Origin of the sequence: Psychrobacter sp. DAB_AL43B (genome assembly GCF_900168255.1) — a bacterium.
Classification (GTDB): Bacteria; Pseudomonadota; Gammaproteobacteria; order Pseudomonadales; family Moraxellaceae; genus Psychrobacter.
This window is the reverse complement of the sequence record NZ_LT799838.1, coordinates 2,583,957-2,601,213: the sequence shown is the minus strand read 5'-3', so window position 1 is coordinate 2,601,213 and position 17,257 is coordinate 2,583,957. Positions and strand designations below refer to the sequence as shown.

Below are 17,257 nucleotides of genomic sequence, written 5' to 3'. Positions count from 1 at the left end.
ATGCCATACAATGCCTCTAAAATTTAAGAATAAAATAAAACCAGTATTGAAAAATATACTGCGTATCCTCAAATTGAGCAGTCACAGCCAAATAGTTTAAAGCAGATATTTATTATGATATCTGCATATTTTTTAGTAAGTTTTATTGGTACAACATAATTAGCACAACATATTTTGCTTTACTTGATTCAGTCACTTTCATTTACTCACTCTTATAAGGACGTCTTATGAAACGTCGCACGCTTTTAGCCCTTGCCGCAAGCACCGTATTACTTGCCGCTTGTGGACAGTCTAATACTAATGATACTGAAACCAAGGCAACCGACACCGCTGCAAGCAGTGGTTCTGATTTGCTACAGCGTATCAATAATGGTGGCACTATTAATGTCGGTACTGAAGGTACGTATCCTCCGTTCACTTATCATGACGAAAGCGGTAAATTGACCGGCTATGATGTTGAAGTGACGCGTGCCGTTGCTGACAAACTGGGCGTTAAAGTAGACTTTAAAGAAACCCAGTGGGATGCGATGCTAGCTGGTCTCGATTCAAAACGTTTTGATATGGTTGCGAATCAAGTTAGCTTGACCACGCCTGAGCGTTTAGCAAAATATGATAAAGCCACAGCTTATAGCTGGTCAGGCGCAGTCGTTTTGGCGCCAAAGGATGATAACCGTTATAGCTCGTGGGAAGCGTTAAAAGGTCTACGCAGCGCCCAATCACTAACCAGTAATTATGGCGAGCTCGCAGAGCGTTATCAAGCTGAAATCGTCCCTGTTGATGGTATGGCGCAAGCTATTCAGCTGGTTAAACAAGACCGCGCTGACTTTACGATGAATGACAATCTTGCGATATTGGATTATCTAAAGAAATTCCCAGATGCGGCGCTTGAAATTAAACTGACTGCTCCTGTCAGTGAGCAAACTGGTTCAGGAATAGTGTTGATAAAAGGTGATGATGCGGTGTTAGCAAAATTAGACGAAGCTATGGCAGCATTGGCAGCTGATGGTACGCTCACCAAACTGAGCCAAGAGTTTTTTGGTGCTGATATAAGTCAACAAAAATAATGCTGGCTTCTATAACGTCAGTGTTAGCAGATTTATTGGCATTATTGCCGTTTATGAGTCCTGAGCGGGCGCAGATTGTTATCTCGTCCTTTTGGCCGATGCTCAAAGGCGGTATCTATTATTCGATACCGCTAGCATTGATCTCGTTTGCGATTGGTATGGCTATTGCACTGACGGTGGCGCTGATTCGTATCGTGCCACGTGCTGGCTGGATTCATGAGATTATTTACCGGCTTGCTCGCATCTATGTGTCTGCTATTCGCGGTACGCCGATGCTGGTACAGCTGTTTATTATCTTTTATGGTTTACCGAGCGTTGGGGTCAAACTTGATCCTTTTCCCTCAGCGATTATTGCTTTTTCGCTAAATATTGGTGCTTATGCGTCGGAGACGGTGCGCGCTTCTATCTTGTCTATTGCAAAAGGACAGTGGGAAGCCGGTGCTACCGTTGGTTTAACGTATCTGCAGACCTTTCGCCATGTTATTTTGCCGCAGGCGTTGCGTGTGTCCGTACCGCCGCTATCTAACACCTTTATTAGTTTGGTAAAAGATACCTCATTAGCATCGCTTGTGTTGGTGACTGAGCTGTTTAAACAAGCGCAGATTATCACGGCACGTAACTATGAGTTTATGTTGGTCTATATCGAAGCAGCTGTTATCTATTGGGGTATTTGTCTGTTTTTGACCTTTATCCAAGGTAGGCTTGAAACGCGACTTGATCGCTATGTTGCCAAATAAATCATTTACCAGCCACACCGTATTGCTACTAATAAAAGCACCATAATCAAGATACGCGTAATAGGAACTTTCATGATTCAAGTCACTAATATTCATAAAGCCTTTGGTAGCAATCAAGTGCTTAAAGGCATTGATTTGACCATTCATAAAGGTCAGGTGGTGGTGATATTAGGGCCATCAGGTTCGGGTAAAACGACATTCTTACGTTGTATTAATGCGCTTGAGATTCCCGATCAAGGTATTATTGCTTTTGATGATGGGAGCTTGACAGTAGACTTTGCGGCCAAACCTAATAAAAAAACTTTACTAGCCTTGCAGCGTAAGTCAGGGATGGTATTCCAGTCTTATAATTTGTTTCCGCACAAGACTGCACTCGAGAACTTAATGCTTGGGCCTGTCGTTGTCCAAGGTACTAGCAAGGCAGCAGCACGTACGCAAGCATTGGCGTTACTCGATAAAGTTGGCCTTTCAGATAAGGCGGACTTATACCCATTTCAATTGTCTGGTGGTCAACAGCAGCGTATTGGTATTGCTCGTGCACTGGCTATTGAGCCGTCATTATTGTTATTCGATGAGCCGACGTCAGCGCTTGATCCAGAACTGGTACAAGATGTGTTAGAGACCATGAAGCAGCTGGCATCGGAAGGCTGGACGATGGTGGTCGTGACTCATGAGATTAAATTTGCGCGAGATGTCGCTGACCATGTGGTATTAATTGAAGATGGTCAAGTAGTAGAAGAGGGTAGCGCTGAGCAGATGTTTGAGTTATCGACGCATCCGCGTACACAAGCATTTTTGCAGCGAATTCAGCTGTAAGCTGCTTATTCAGTTGGAACGTATTTAATCGTAAAAAAAATCATCAGCCGATCGACTGATGATTTTTTTGGCTCATTCCTCAATTTTATCAGCATTAGACCTCTTACATAAGTCTTGATCGTTTACGTTCGAAATGAGTCTGTGTTCAATATGCTCTAATATCTGTTAAACATATTTGTCTAAAGCTATCGCTATTTTAGCTTAACCAGCACAGTGTACTTACCATACATATTTTATTCGTGATCGGTGCGCTATCAAGGCATAGAACTGTCAGCATTGGTACTACTGATAATCTACAACATAGTTAACAACATTCGGCAGTCGTTATTAGATCAAATATTGTGATTGCTTTTAAAATAAATACTCTAATATAAAGGAATTACGAAAATTACTGTTGAATATCCCAAACAGAAATACAAAGGTTGAGAATAACCACATAATTGAAAAGTAGAGTTTGTTTTGGTCTGGAGTCCAACCCCAAGAGCCAAGTCTCTCTGCCATACTAGAATTAGAGAATATAAGCCACCTAAAGAACAAACAAAGAAGAATATAAAGCGTAATCCATATAAGCATTCTATCTACCTAGTTTTTTGTGTGAACTTTACATACGTAAGGAACCGAACTGACAGACGTAACCAGTGCCACGTAGTGCTATTGGTCTTCAAGGTATGCTCGCTCGAAGCTACGATTTTTTAAAAGAAGATTGCCATAAACTCCCTTACAATCATGGGACATATTATTGACTTTAGTAGGGTTTGAAAATATTATCTTATTATTTTCTCCAAACGTATTGGCGAACACTTTTATAGCGTCATGAGCTTCTTTATTACAGCTTCCATCATTAGTAATATATGTAATATTGTTAGAGTTAGGCATTTTGTAAGCTACATAAAAATAACCCTGTGGATCTATCACAATCGCTGACGCTGAATTTAAGTTATCTCTTCTAGCTTCATAGAATTTTGAACCATTTTTAAGCGTGTAAGGTGCGCTAAAGTCTTCTAAATTAGAGTAGAAATTATTATAATCAATACGTTTTAACTGTGTCTGAAGTTGTGATTGTAAACTTCTATCTAAAACAGTAATGCGTGCTGAGGCAATAGTATCCGTCGCATTGGCGCAAATCATAGTCAAGCCCACTGTAGATAATAACAAAATGGGATAAATGATATTTTTCATATTAGACCTCAATATATCTGAATCAGTTAGCTTTCAATCCATACCTCAGTGGAACCACCTAAAGAGCCCTTCAAACCTATTAATAGACCACTCAAAATACACCGCTATAATGGAACCACTTATATTAGGACGTGTTTGATGATTTATAAATAGATATTGCTGCTGTTAAAGTTGCCTAATACTGCGTTATAAATCTCGCTAAGGCATCGGTCTCATGCAAGAGGTCTATTATCAAAATTAGGACACGACTTAATCAATCCAAAAAAAATATTCTTCCATTTGTGCAGCATTCTTTTGAATAAAACATACTTTTTCAGCTTGGGTTCTTGGTAGATGCTGAGAGTCTGCACCGCAATCCTGTGAGCGCTCAATAACCCATTTACGTTGATTTTCTTTAAAATCATTCGCTGAATTTTGTCCATAAAATTTTATTATGTCGCGTCGAGTCAGTAGATAGTTACGGTTCAGCTCTTTGTCAGAAGTTTTATATAAAGAATCAATAAGCCTAGCTTGCGAAACCAAAGGCAAGTAAGTTGAGTTTTCTTTATAGCAGAAGGTAGCGCTGTCTGTCGTCCAATTACTCGCTATATATAGCTCTTTATTTCCTTGATCTATAAAGCCGTTAAAATCCTCACCCTTGAAGCGATAACCCTGAAAGCCACAAGGCGTCACGCCATCGTTGCACAAGCTATGCTTGGTTTTAGCAGAATATAGCTTGACAGTATATGGCAACTTATTTTGTCTTTTTCCAAGCTGTTCTGTTTGTAATAAGCGTCCTAAATCTGGCGCAACCAATAGCATATCATCACAAGTGACATGGCCTTCAACACAACCATGGTAAAGGTTTAAGCGTTGACCTTGTACGTCCATCCCTAATATAAAGTGTGCTTTTACAGGCGTCACGGCTGAGCTAACAGAAGCGATTAGCATTAGGCTAGTAAATAAACTCGCATGCCACAGCCATTGATATGTCGGTAAGCTAGATTTATTTAGGTTGAAGATAAACATATTAGATTTACACTTGTAGTAAAAAGTTCGTTAGCAAACGTTTAGCACCTTCGGTCGCAAACGATTCAGGATGAAACTGTACCCCTTGAATTGGATAATCTTTGTGCTGTACGCCCATAATTTCATCGCCTGCTAATGCTGATTCAGTTAAGCTTAACTGCGCATTGTCATCATTGCTAACGACTGACGTGACAGTTAGGCAATTTGGCAGCGTATCTGCTTTTACCATCAATGAGTGATAGCGCATAATTTCTATTTCTTGTGGTAAGCCTTGATAAACGCCTGCGCCATCATGGCGAATCGCTGACACCTTGCCATGCATCGGTACACTGGCACGTATCACGTCACCGCCAAATACATGCGCGATACCTTGCATGCCTAAGCAGACACCCAATAGCGGCGTCGTCTTGCCCATCACTTTAATGACTTCAGCACAAATACCGAAGTAAGCTGGATCATCAGGAGCACCAGGACCAGGAGAGATAATGATTCGGTCAAGATTCATCGCCTGCACATCTGAGAAGGTAATCTCATTATTGCGTTTAACGATGACGTTTGCTTCTTTAGCACCGTCCATCGTTTGCAAAATCTCGCCAATATATTGATAAAGATTAAAGGTAAACGAGTCGTAGTTATCGATAATTAAAACATTCATGGGGCATAAACTCTTTGATAAAGTATATTTAATTATGGCTGCATAAAGCTGTCTAATACCACTTTCATGGCAGAAAGCTTACGCTGGATTTCTAAATATTCATCCGCGGGATTAGAGTCATAGACATTGCCACCGCAGGTTTGGGCGTAGGCTGATTCGCCGTTGATGAATAAGCTGCGAATAGGGATGGCAAAGATACAATCACCGTTAAAGTTAAACGACCCAAGCGCGCCGCCATAAGCACCGCGACCATCTGGCTCTAACTCATTAATCACTTTAATCGCTTCAACTTTTGGCGCGCCTGACAACGTACCAGCAGGGAAATTACTGGCAAGGGCGCTAAACATATCCTCATCAGGATGCAAAATACCGACGATTTCAGAGGAGATATGCTGCACGTGTGAGAAACGTTTTATATCCATCAAATTGCGCACTTTTACCGTACCAAATCGTGCGACGCGCCCAATATCATTGCGGTGTAAATCGACTAGCATATTGTGCTCAGCAATCTCTTTGGCATCATTCAGTAGTGCTCTAGCAAGCTGACGGTCTTCGGCGACATCGATGCCGCGCTTTGCCGTACCAGCAAGTGGATAAGTCTCCATTTCGCCTTGACGCAAGCGAAACAGCAATTCAGGCGAGGCACCTATGATGCACTGCTGAGCAAATTTCATAAAGTACATGTGCGGTGATGGATTGACCGCACGCAGCTTTTCATAAATCGGCATCTTATCGCCCGCAATGCGATACTTGGATTTAAAGCCGACTTCACACTGAAAGATACGCCCAGAAATGATGTCTTCTTTCACTTGCATCACTACTTTGGCATGTTCATCTTGACTCATACCATCACCCAAAAACTCAACTGTGGGCGGCTGGTAGCTTGGAATTGATGTATCAAGCAAGGCTTTTATTTGCTCGATGCGGTTTTCTTGCTGTGCAGTAGGGTAATAAAAATAGAAAATTTCACCGGTCATCTTATCGAGCGTTAAGCCGTCTAGATATACACCAAATTTAAACGGTTCAAAATCATCGCTAGGCTTAGCATTGACACTTGGCTCAAAGAAATTCACACTGTCATAGCCCAAGTAGCCAACCAAACCGCCGCTTTGGTCGCGGGCGATGACGTGCTGCGGGGTAATGGCGCGGAGCAGCTCGTAAGGGTTTTCGGTCTGATAGTGTTTAGTTTCAGCCGTTTTATTATCGGTGATAACAAGGGTAGTGCGGTCAATGGCAGCAATGCTCATAACCGGATCAAAACCAATGGCATGATGGCGTGACATATGGCTATCTTCGCCCAAGGATTCGAGCAAATAGCAAGTGTCAAAAGTATGCTCAATACGTTTAAATAATGCGAAGAAATCAATATCTTGCGTCAGCTTTATCCGCTGCGGCTTACTAGGAATATCAATAGCAGCAGGTTGATCATGCTGGGGCGTAGGAGAAATCATAACTAAGTCCAAAATTAAGCAATTATTAATAAGATAAAAATAAGAATAAGGCGAAAAAAGACGTCATACGCTGCCTGCGCTTGTATCTAATAAATGTTAGATACTCACAACGATTTTGCCACGTGCATGTCTGGTTTCTATTTTTGCAAGTGCCTCAAGTGCTTGATCAAAACGATAAACTTTTTCGATAATAATTTTTACTTTTCCAGCAGTAATATTACCAATTAAACCATTAAGGGCTTCTTGCCATCTGAGGAGGTGTTCAAATTGAGATACTGTAATGCCGCGTTCTGCAGCTATTGAATCGCCAGAAACCGTAATAACCGTGCCGCTGTTTTTTACAACGTCCATACTATCCTTCGCGGTATTAGGTTGAATGGCAAGCGCGATATCGACACCGTTTGGCAAGATTGTTAATAAAGATTCTTTCCAATCAGCATCTTTATAATCAACCGTTATGTCGGCTCCAAGCGCATGCATATAAGCATGATTGTTTTTGGACGCAGAAGCGATAACGCGTACCCCTTTATCGGTAGCAAGCTGAATGACCAAGCTGCCGATTGCTCCTGAAGCGCCAGCAATAAATAGGGTATCTCCTTCGTTCAAATTAAGTGCGCCCATGCATTCCATCGCTGTTTTTCCTGCGACAGAGATGGTAGCTCCTTCATTAAAGTCCATCGATTCAGGTAGGAGTATGAGCATATCGCTTGGTACGACGGTATATTCAGCCCAGCAGCCTCCTTTAGGAAGACTGCTGCTGTTCAAGATAACTCGGTCGCCAATGACAAAATCCTTGACACCATTTCCGATTTTTTTGATGACACCTGACCCTTCTAAACCAATCGTATAAGGAAAGTTAGCATCGCTTGGTATGAAGTAGCGGTCATGAATGCCGACACCAAAGGCACTCATCTCAACGAGTACTTCTTGCTCAGCAACTTCAGGCACCGCAATATTTTGTAATTCTACCTCCATAGATTGTGCGTTTGTTCTTACATAAGCTTTCATTTGCCCACACTCCCTCTTTTAAATTCAATTTTTTACCAACATGCTATTTATTAATTAGCCATTAACTTCTCGATGCGTCGCTAATAAAGCACTAACATCGTGAATTTGCATCGCTTTAGCACCGCGAGAGACCGTTGCAATACCGACGCCTAACTGTTCAGATATTTCACGTTGGGTAACGCCGCGCTCTAATAAGTCAAAAATACGAATACGGTTGGCAATCTCAAATTGCTCTTTATCTGTTAGCAGTGCATTGAGCAGCATTTCGATATCGGTGCTGTCACTGCAACTGGCTAAATGGTTTAATAAACTGTGATAAGGGTCAGTACTCATAATATTTAATCTTCAAAAAAAAGAGATAAATAGCTATCTTGTTTCAGTATTCTAGTACAATAGTACATAAAAAACAAGTACAGTGAATGGGTTTTTTAGCATTGCATTATTAACGCTCTATTTAAAAATATTCAATTTGACATAAAAATAAAAAGCCAGCTAATCTCAATTAGCTGGCTTTACTATTAAAAATTTTGGTGGTGTTCTAAAAACAATAAATGACGTGTTCGAATTAACGATTATGCTTCTATACTATTTATTATTGTTCTGGTCATTATTCTAGATTGCTTATTTTACTGGACGAATAAACGGCATATGACGATTCACGTCTTTATATAGTAAGTATCTGAATGGACCAGGTCCGCCGGCGTAACAAGATTGTGGGCAAAATGCGCGTAGCCACATAAAGTCGCCTGCTTCAACTTCTACCCATTCACCGTTTAAGTGATAGACGGCTTTACCTTCTAGTACATACAAACCATGTTCCATAACATGAGTTTCATCAAATGGAATCACGCCACCTGGCTGGAAAGTCACAATATTTACATGCATGTCGTGACGCATATCAGACTGCTCTGTGAATCTAGTGGTTGTCCATACGCCGCCTGTGTTTGGCATCTCAATCGCTTCAACATCATGATCGCTGGTTACAAATGCTTCAGGCACATCAATACCTTCACAGTGTTGATAAGCTTTACGTATCCAATGAAATTTAACATGCTTGTCGCTATTGTTTTTCAATGACCATTTACAGCCAGGCGGTAAGAATGCATAACCACCCGATTCGAGATGATGCGTCTCACCTTCGATCGTCATATCCATTTCACCTTCAACGATGAATACAACACCTTCGGCATTTGCATCTAGCTCAGGTTTTTCTGAGCCGCCATTAGGTTCAACTTCGACGATATACTGTGAAAAGGTCTCAGAGAAGCCTGAAAGTGGACGTGCAAGCACCCACATGCGCATACCTGTCCAAAAAGGCAGATAGCTAATTACAATGTCGGTTAGTACACGTTTAGGAATAATCGCATAAGCTTCGGTGAAGATAGCACGATCGGATAGTAATTGTGTTTGAGGAGGCAAGCCGCCTGTAGGTGCGTAATAAGTACTTTTAGTTGACATGATTGGATTTCCTTGTTGTCTTCGTTAAAACAGAGTGTTGTTTCTCTAAAAATCTTGATAATCATTCTAGAGAATTTTATTTAATATTCTTTTATATCGATTGTTGCTATGTCTGCTACCAGTGAGCTTTTTAGAGCACAATAAAATTAGAGCACAGTCAAATTAAAGTACAATCAAAATACTATTTATATAACTTCTAAACAGCATTAGCCTTTGCTCTATTTGACTTAGCTTCCTCAGTAGAGACATCAACGCAAACTTCCCAATTATCAATTTCGAACTCATGGCAGTTATTACCATCACCATTGATGCGATCGACCACTAAGAAGTCACAATCAGCTTTTAGCGCCAGTAGCGGATGATGCCAAACATTGGCATCATACTGTACACCTTGATACGAACGGGCATAAAAAACTTCTAAATCATCCGCTGATTTTGGTGGCTCGCCAGCTTTTGCCACCACGACTATATAGTCTGTGCTATTCATAGAAAAGAAGGCTTGCGTACCAAATGGATGGTATTCCATAACCGATAGCGTAATCGGACAATCGCGTCTTTTGGTACGGAAAATACTAAAGCCAACTTCACCGCCGTCATTTTGAACTTTTGAGATAGAATCATGACGACAGGCAAAGCCACGGTTAATATCCCAGCTGTTTTCAGGACATTTTTCTTGATCATCATAAGGCTCGATAACTGAGCCATAAGGAGCAAAAGCAGCTTTAGTTAAAGGTTGAGCAATTATTGTGGTTTTCATAAGTTCACCTTTATGTTAGTTAGTAATATCATTTATTCAGTTGTTTTAGTAACTTATTAAGTGATAGACCGGCAGCGGTCGCTAATGGCACTATGTTTTTATTCGTGAGCTTTTTCTAGCGCTTCACGATTGCTATCGTTAGTTAGCAAGACAGTTAGGCAGCAAGACAGTTAGGCAGTTTATCCGCCGTTTGATATTTATAGTAACAAACAATCAAACCCAGTGTCGCTAGCACTTACTGATTTAAACGAGGCAAATACAGGACACAAGATATGATTTTGGCGCAATGAAATAGCTGAGGTAATAAACTGCCTTGAGCGTATCATCGGTTAGCTTACGTGGTTGCTACTACGTAGGTGCTGATTGATATGATGATACGTCTTATGATTGTTACGGTTACATCCAGTTGGCGGTGTTATCAGCCGTTGCTGGATGATTTTCATACCAGTGCTTGGCGATTTCATCGCGGCGGCATATCCAAACATCGGGTTTACTGGTGATGTATTGTAAAAATTGTTTGAGCGCTTTAATGCGACCAGCACGACCAATGATGCGGCAATGCAAACCAATGGTTAGCATTTTTGGCGTGTCTTGACCTTCTTCATACAAGGTATCAAAACTGTCTTTTAGGTATTGATAAAAAGGTTCGGCATTGGTGAACCCAGGACTTGAAGAAAACCGCATGTCATTGGTCTCAAGCGTATAAGGGATGACCAAATGCGGTTTGCGAGCAATTTTATTGCCTTCTTCTACTTTGACATTGAGCCAGTAAGGGAGTTCATCCGCATAAGAGTCAGAGTCATAAATATAGCCGCCTTGTTCAGCGACCAGCTCGCGAGTATTTGGGCTATCGCGACCGGTATACCAGCCAAGTGGCTGCTTGCCGACCATGCTCTCGAAAATTTCAGTGGCGCGGCGTACATGCTCACGCTCAGTTTCGCGGTACATATATTGATAGGTAATCCAGCGCAGTCCGTGGCTGGCAATCTCATGACCGTCTTCTAATATGCGCTCGACGATATGCGGTGTTTTTTCAGCAGCGGCAGCACAAGTAAAGGTAGTAATGGGCAAACCATACTCTTTAAAGGTGTCTAAGACGCGCCAAACGCCAACACGGCTACCGTATTCAAAAGCTGATTCGATTGACTGGTGACGGTTGTTAAATTCTGGCGTACCTAAAACGTCTGATAAGAAACGCTCTGATTGACCATCGCCATGCAAGACACTGTTCTCTGCGCCTTCTTCGATATTTAGCACAAACTGTACGGCAATCTTAGCGCCGCCCGGCCAATTGGCTTTTGGTGGATTGTCGCCATAGCCTTTTAAATCACGCGGATAGCTCGCTTGATCAAAGTCGCTGGTTATTTTTTTTGTCATTGTCATTATCCTAGATAAACGAAAGCTGAAACGAAATAAGGTAAAGCTGGGGCAGGGGATACCGTTGTTGCTTGGGCAGTAATCATTGAATGATACATATCGATAAAATGGCTGTTGGTAACGCTGACTTTTAAAAATCAGCGTTACCAATCATTAGAACATTGTCTTTATAAACATCGTTTTTACAATCACTGCCTTAAGCATGGATACAGTATTTACTATAAACCTGAAGTGTAAGCGATAAGCTGCTGACGCTCTTCATCGCTTAGCTGAGTGATGTTACCCAGTGGCATATAGTTAGTTTGCAATGCAGTGACTATTTTTGCCTTATTGATTTTCATATCTTCTGGCGTTTGTACAATAAAACCGAGTGGTGGCGCTGAAAATCCGGGTTGGGTAGGCTGCGCAGCATGACAAACGCTACATTTTGTATGTACAATTCCCATGATAGCGTCGTCAGCTGATGATGCAACAGGTACCACTGCGGCAGTCGTATCTGTACTAGGAGCAGTACCAGCAGCAGGTGCTACGGCGGCTGTATCTCCGGCTACAGCAGGTGGCGTATCTGTCGGTGCTGGAGCAGCAGTTTCTGTTGCAGATGCCACAGGTATGACAGGAACTGGCAATGGCTTAATAGGTTCTGGACGCATCCAAATAATCAATAATACGGTTGCTATCGCAGGAATTACTAAGAATTTTGGTTTTTGGCGACCCAAGTGTTTTTCGTTGAAGTAATGACGAGCCGTTGCAGTGATGATACCGACGAATACCAATACCAACCAACCATGCGCATGTGAATACATCATTGGATAGTGATTACTAATCATGATAAAAATTAGCGGTAGGGTAAAGTAGTTATTCATCAATGAGCGGTTTCTAGCCATCAATGCTAAAGCTGCTACATCTGGACCTGGTTTTACGCCACGACGTACACAATCTACCAAGGCGCGCTGAGCAGGCATAATCCCAAAGAAAACGTTACCTGCCATGATTGTACCTAAAATGGCACCGACATGGATAAAGGAAGCACGATCACTAAACAGCTGATAAGAACCCCAGGTGGCAATGATCATTAGTATAAAGATAGTGATACTAAATGCCAGTTTATTTTTGCCGACATTGCTGCGTACAATGACTTCATAAATAAAGTAACTACCAAATAAAAACAGTAGACTGGTCGATATAGCACCAACGTTGCTACCAAAATCAACTTTGCTCGGATCAATCAAGTAAGCCGTCGCATTGATGTAGTAGACGATAATGAGCATCGCCATACCGGTCAGCCAAGTGGTATAGGCTTCCCACTTAAACCAATGCAGGGTTTTTGGCATCTCTTCAGGTTCGAGCTTGTATTTGGCAATTTCATAAAAACCACCACCATGAACTGCCCAAAGATCACCTGAAATACCTTTTTTGGCTTTCCATTCTGGTGGCTTCTGAAGACTCATGTCTAGCCATACGAAGTAAAATGATGCGCCAATCCACGCCACACCAGCGATAACATGAAACCAGCGGAAGAATAAACTTAGCCAATCGAGAAGATATGCACCCATGTTGTCAATGTCCTTTATATTATTATATCTTGGTAACTCGTAACGACTTTTGCTCACCTTCGTTATTATAAAAGATTGTGATACAACGTAGCGATACCAGCATTATTTATTTGGTCTTAAACCACTGACCTCACTGTCAGACGTTTAATTTTCCAGCGCTCGTTTAGCCTTATTTTTATAAGGCTTCGAGTAATAAAGCTATAAAATTATGATCCGCGATAAGTACCGTAGCCGTGTGCGCTAAGCAGTAGCGGCACATGGTAGTGACCATTATCTTGTATCATAAAATCGATGACCACTTGCGGATAAAATACCGTTAGTTTTTGTGCATCAAAATACGCTTGGGTATCAAAGGTCAGCGTATAACGACCGATATCTAAATGATACTCGGCAATATCAATTTCTGGGTTAAATACCCAACCGTCGGTAGTCACGCGACCATCAGCGTTGGTAACACCGTTTGCCAATAATGACGGCTCGCCACTAGCGCTCACGCGATGTAGCGTCACTGCGATATCAGCGGCAGGTTTGCCAAGATGGGTATCTAAAATATGTGATGAGAGAGTACCTGACATGATAATTCCTTTTATATGTGTTGGTCTAATTGAGCAAGATTTAAGCGGCGCTCAGCAGTTTTTGTAAACGCAAACGCGTGATTTTGTTTTGTTCAGTGGCTGCATTTAATAGTTCAGTATCGCGATCGTTTGGCAAACGTGCTTGCAGTAAATCCAGCATTTGCTGGGCGCTCTTACCTGTTGCAAAGACGATAAAGATAAAGCCGAATTTATCGAGATAATCCTGATTGCCTTGCGCCAACGCTTCAATCACAGCGTCATCAGCGTCATTGGCACCTGATTGCTCATGCGCCGCGCTGTCTTGCGTATTGCGATATTTTTCTTTTAATGAATTGACATTACCAATCTGTGGATGGCCATCAAAGGCTTCTAGCAAATTGCCTTCTTCTGTTTGCGCTTGCTGCCATGCCGCATCGCTAGAGGTAAGTAAAGCGTCTAGATCTGCAAACGGACGTGCATCTGCTAAAGTATTTGCCCAGCTGGTGCTGGTACAACAGGTCAATAATTGTGAGGTCGCATCGGCTTGCGAGAGGGCATTAAATTGCGATAGTGATAAGCTCACGGTAACATCCTTGTTTTTTGATAAAGCATTTTGCTTAGTATGAATTGCTTAGTATGAATTTACAAAGAGAAGGTGATGTCTCTTGATTATATAAATGAGGGGAGAAACCCATGCTAAAGTAGTATCGATTCAGTGCTAATTGGTTTAATATTAACCATTCTGCTTAAACCTGACCAAATGGTCAACTACTTTATGCAAAATATTTTCTGTTATTGGCTATATTTCATAAAATTAGGACGATAATTTACTGTCTGTCCTAATAATATACTGGAATATGGTCGTTTATTCACCATAATGTCTAACGGTTTATTCCATGACTCAAAATTGCAAAGAAAACCCACCTACTTCCTCTGAGAATACCGTTCATCGTAATCAGCAGGATATTCGTGCACAAAATCAAGCGGTGATTTTGATAGCCGCTGAAGAAGAGTTCGTGCTGCAAAGTTATCGCGGTGCCACGATGCAAGGTATCGCGGATCGAGCAGGGCTACCAAAAGCCAATATTCATTATTACTTTAAAAATAAGAAAAATCTATACAAAGTGGTCTTGCGTTCTATTATTCAAGAATGGAATGAGGGGTTGGTGACGATGACGGTGGATAGTGATCCAAAAACGGTTATTGAAAAGTTCGTCCGTACCAAATTACATCAAGCGTTTGCCAATCCAAATCGCCATAAGCTGTTTGCCCTTGAGGTCATCGGTGGGGCACCGCATTTACATGATTTCATGTCAACGGTGATGAAAGACTGGGCGCTTGATAAAACACAGGTAATGAAAACATGGCACGAGCAAGGCAGAATCGCTATTGCCGACCCGTTGCAGCTATTGATTTTAATTTGGGCAACGACACAGCGATATGCAGAGTTTGAAACAGAAATCGTCGGCTTGATGCAAAAAGAGGCTTACGATGAGCAAGATGAAGCCCGTGCTGCTGACTTTTTAGTACCGTTTATCTTACGCGGTTGTGGCATCGAATAAGTTTATAAGCTTATTATATATAATTATCCTAAAACCCCTTTAATGATACAAGCTTTATTAAGATTGATATCATTAAAGTAGAGCTTAAGACTCAGCAGGATATTCTGCTGAGTCTTTATTTTATCTTATGGATAAAACTGCTATTGGGATACTTTTTTAAGAGGCTTTTTTGAGAATATTTATCTGTTCTTCAACTTTAGCATTTTGCTCTGGCGTATCGTATTCAGACCCATAGTTCTTCGGTAAAATCATATCAAGGGTGATAGCAACTACACCTGCCATCGTTACGGCTGAACCAAAGATATTACGGAACAACTGCGGCGTTTGGGCGAATACATCAGGGACAAAGGCAATACCCATTGCTAGACCTAGTGTGGTCGCAATAATCAAGATATTACGATGGGTAAAATCAACCGTTGATAAAATGCGAATACCAGCAGTAGCTACGGTGGCAAACATTAATAGCGTCACGCCACCAACCACTGGTTTTGGCAACTGGGTAAAGATAGCGCCAAGGACAGGGAACAGACCCATCGTGAAGATGATAGCAGCGACATAAAGACCAACATAGCGACTGGCAATACCAGTCATTTGAATCACGCCGTTATTCTGGCTAAAAGTAGTCACTGGGAAAGTGTTAAATACGGCAGCAATCAAAGAGTTAACACCATCACCTAATACGCCGCCTTTAATACGTTTTTCGTATACCGGACCTTTGATAGGTTCGCCTGAAATCATTGAGGTTGCGGTCAAGTCGCCTGAAGTCTCAATACTAGTGATGACATACATAAAGGCGATAGGAATAAACGCCTGCCAGTCAAAGCCAAAACCAAATTTAAAAGGCACTGGTATAGTAAGTAAAGGTGCTTCAGAGACTAACGAGAAGTCAATACGTCCCATAAACATTGCCGCGATTAAGCCTAGCATCAGACCAATAAAGATAGCACTAGAGCGAATGACTTTGTTATCGATGATACTGATCAGTACCACACTCACCAGTACACCACCGCCTAGTAATAGGTTTTCCATACTACCGAAGTTCTCAGCACCAACGCCCCCTGCCAAATCGGTCAAACCAGTCTTGGTCAATGACAGACCAATAGTGACAATGACACAACCGGTCACGATAGGGCTCATCAACGATTTAAGCTTAGTAATGAACTGACTTAAGAATATCTCAATGAATGCGCCAAGGAATGAGACCCCAAAGATGACAGAGAGAATCTCGTCTGGACTACCACCCTTATTTTTTACCACAAAGCCAGCGGCAAGCACGGCGGCTAAGAAACCAAAGCTGGTGCCTTGTAGTGCCATAAGGCCGGAACCTACCGGACCAACCTTACGTGTCTGAATAAAGGTTGCAACCCCAGATACCATCAAAGACATACTGATCAAGTAGGGAATGTGTTCCCCTAAGCCTAAGGCACCGCCAATGATTAAAGAAGGGGTAATAATACCGACAAAAGCGGCGAGTACGTGCTGTATAGCACCTAAAAATGCTTTGGCGGGGGCAGGACGGTCATGCAGTCCATACAGTAAATCGGGGTTCCCTTGAGTATGTTCACTCATCTTAACTTCCTTGTAAAGTGAGTTTTAGTCCAAACTCTGTGCAGATAATTAAGCAAAATTTCGAATAAACAAATGAGATAGGCAAATTGCTAGCTCTCTAAAGATACACATTGCTAATCCATCTACCAAAGCGTTGCACTTATCTTGATGTTAATAAATATAAGCAGATAGCTATTGTTTTTTAATCTGACTAATAGTCGTAATTTTAAACCTGACTAATTAGTCAACTATCTAAGGGTATAGGCAAACGACCGCATATTGCAATGATTTTTTTATATAAAAGGTTTATTGATCGAAATTGACTGATGGATTAGCACAACTTGTTGGTGGCTAAAATCACTGAGAGAGCGGTATCTTAAAGGTTTACATATCTAGCAGAGACAAAGTAAAAAGCATACATAATTTATCGATATAAATTTCTGACATTAATTATTGCCAAATTGTTAATACTTCGTTATTATGCCTCTCATTATTAAACGCTAATCATTATCATTAACATTAATAATGTT

The 17,257-nt window shown here is 41.5% G+C and carries 17 protein-coding genes; 4 read left to right on the top strand and 13 right to left on the bottom strand.

The annotated features are described in order from the left end of the window. Window positions 1-227: 227 nt before the first annotated feature. From DABAL43B_RS11035 to DABAL43B_RS11025, 3 genes are all read left to right on the top strand, one after another. Complete coding sequence (locus DABAL43B_RS11035) at window positions 228-1,064, top strand: amino acid ABC transporter substrate-binding protein (protein WP_079692411.1); 837 nt, start codon at window positions 228-230, stop codon at window positions 1,062-1,064. Window positions 1,065-1,117: 53 nt separating this feature from the next. Further along, a complete protein-coding gene (locus tag DABAL43B_RS11030; RefSeq protein WP_171996391.1) occupies window positions 1,118-1,801 on the top strand; it encodes an amino acid ABC transporter permease in 684 nt (227 codons plus the stop codon). A gap of 72 nt (window positions 1,802-1,873) precedes the next feature. Continuing rightward, window positions 1,874-2,617 carry an amino acid ABC transporter ATP-binding protein gene (locus DABAL43B_RS11025; protein WP_079692409.1) on the top strand — a complete coding sequence of 248 codons (744 nt, stop codon included), beginning with the start codon at window positions 1,874-1,876 and terminating at the stop codon, window positions 2,615-2,617. A gap of 651 nt (window positions 2,618-3,268) precedes the next feature. On the opposite strand, the gene DABAL43B_RS11020 is transcribed toward DABAL43B_RS11025, so the two are convergent. From DABAL43B_RS11020 to uraD, 12 genes are all read right to left on the bottom strand, one after another. Then, window positions 3,269-3,796: a hypothetical protein gene (locus DABAL43B_RS11020; RefSeq protein ID WP_079692408.1), complete on the bottom strand. Its 528-nt coding sequence runs from the start codon at window positions 3,794-3,796 to the stop codon at window positions 3,269-3,271. A gap of 249 nt (window positions 3,797-4,045) precedes the next feature. Further along, window positions 4,046-4,804: a lysozyme inhibitor LprI family protein gene (locus tag DABAL43B_RS11015; RefSeq protein WP_079692407.1), complete on the bottom strand. Its 759-nt coding sequence runs from the start codon at window positions 4,802-4,804 to the stop codon at window positions 4,046-4,048. A 7-nt stretch (window positions 4,805-4,811) separates the two neighbouring features. After that, on the bottom strand, window positions 4,812-5,459 hold the full coding sequence (locus DABAL43B_RS11010; RefSeq protein WP_079692406.1) for an anthranilate synthase component II: 648 nt from the start codon (window positions 5,457-5,459) through the stop codon (window positions 4,812-4,814). Between the two features lie 32 nt (window positions 5,460-5,491). After that, window positions 5,492-6,910, bottom strand: a complete 1,419-nt coding sequence (locus tag DABAL43B_RS11005; RefSeq protein WP_079692405.1) for an anthranilate synthase component I family protein — start codon at window positions 6,908-6,910, stop codon at window positions 5,492-5,494. A gap of 96 nt (window positions 6,911-7,006) precedes the next feature. Then, a complete protein-coding gene (locus tag DABAL43B_RS11000) occupies window positions 7,007-7,918 on the bottom strand; it encodes an NADP-dependent oxidoreductase (protein WP_079692404.1) in 912 nt (303 codons plus the stop codon). 54 nt (window positions 7,919-7,972) lie between these two features. After that, window positions 7,973-8,251, bottom strand: coding sequence for a Trp family transcriptional regulator (locus DABAL43B_RS10995; protein ID WP_079692403.1), 279 nt, complete (start codon window positions 8,249-8,251; stop codon window positions 7,973-7,975). 288 nt (window positions 8,252-8,539) lie between these two features. Then, on the bottom strand, window positions 8,540-9,376 hold the full coding sequence (locus tag DABAL43B_RS10990; protein ID WP_079692402.1) for a bifunctional allantoicase/(S)-ureidoglycine aminohydrolase: 837 nt from the start codon (window positions 9,374-9,376) through the stop codon (window positions 8,540-8,542). Between the two features lie 196 nt (window positions 9,377-9,572). Next, window positions 9,573-10,133 carry an ureidoglycolate lyase gene (locus DABAL43B_RS10985; protein WP_079692401.1) on the bottom strand — a complete coding sequence of 187 codons (561 nt, stop codon included), beginning with the start codon at window positions 10,131-10,133 and terminating at the stop codon, window positions 9,573-9,575. Window positions 10,134-10,529: 396 nt separating this feature from the next. Continuing rightward, window positions 10,530-11,510 carry an allantoinase PuuE gene (gene puuE / locus DABAL43B_RS10980; protein WP_079692400.1) on the bottom strand — a complete coding sequence of 327 codons (981 nt, stop codon included), beginning with the start codon at window positions 11,508-11,510 and terminating at the stop codon, window positions 10,530-10,532. 218 nt (window positions 11,511-11,728) lie between these two features. Further along, window positions 11,729-13,063 (bottom strand): urate hydroxylase PuuD, encoded by a 1,335-nt coding sequence (locus DABAL43B_RS10975; RefSeq protein ID WP_079692399.1) that lies wholly within the window; start codon window positions 13,061-13,063, stop codon window positions 11,729-11,731. A 206-nt stretch (window positions 13,064-13,269) separates the two neighbouring features. Continuing rightward, the gene (uraH, locus tag DABAL43B_RS10970; RefSeq protein ID WP_079692398.1) at window positions 13,270-13,638 is read right to left on the bottom strand and encodes a hydroxyisourate hydrolase; all 369 of its coding nucleotides are present in this window, start codon (window positions 13,636-13,638) and stop codon (window positions 13,270-13,272) included. A gap of 40 nt (window positions 13,639-13,678) precedes the next feature. Next, entirely contained in the window at window positions 13,679-14,200 is a 522-nt protein-coding gene (uraD, locus tag DABAL43B_RS10965; protein WP_079692397.1) for a 2-oxo-4-hydroxy-4-carboxy-5-ureidoimidazoline decarboxylase, read from the bottom strand. A gap of 313 nt (window positions 14,201-14,513) precedes the next feature. Between uraD and DABAL43B_RS10960 the strand changes: the two genes are divergently transcribed. Next, complete coding sequence (locus DABAL43B_RS10960) at window positions 14,514-15,179, top strand: TetR/AcrR family transcriptional regulator (RefSeq protein WP_079692396.1); 666 nt, start codon at window positions 14,514-14,516, stop codon at window positions 15,177-15,179. 156 nt (window positions 15,180-15,335) lie between these two features. On the opposite strand, the gene DABAL43B_RS10955 is transcribed toward DABAL43B_RS10960, so the two are convergent. Next, on the bottom strand, window positions 15,336-16,748 hold the full coding sequence (locus DABAL43B_RS10955) for a uracil-xanthine permease family protein (RefSeq protein ID WP_079692395.1): 1,413 nt from the start codon (window positions 16,746-16,748) through the stop codon (window positions 15,336-15,338). Window positions 16,749-17,257 lie beyond the last annotated feature (509 nt).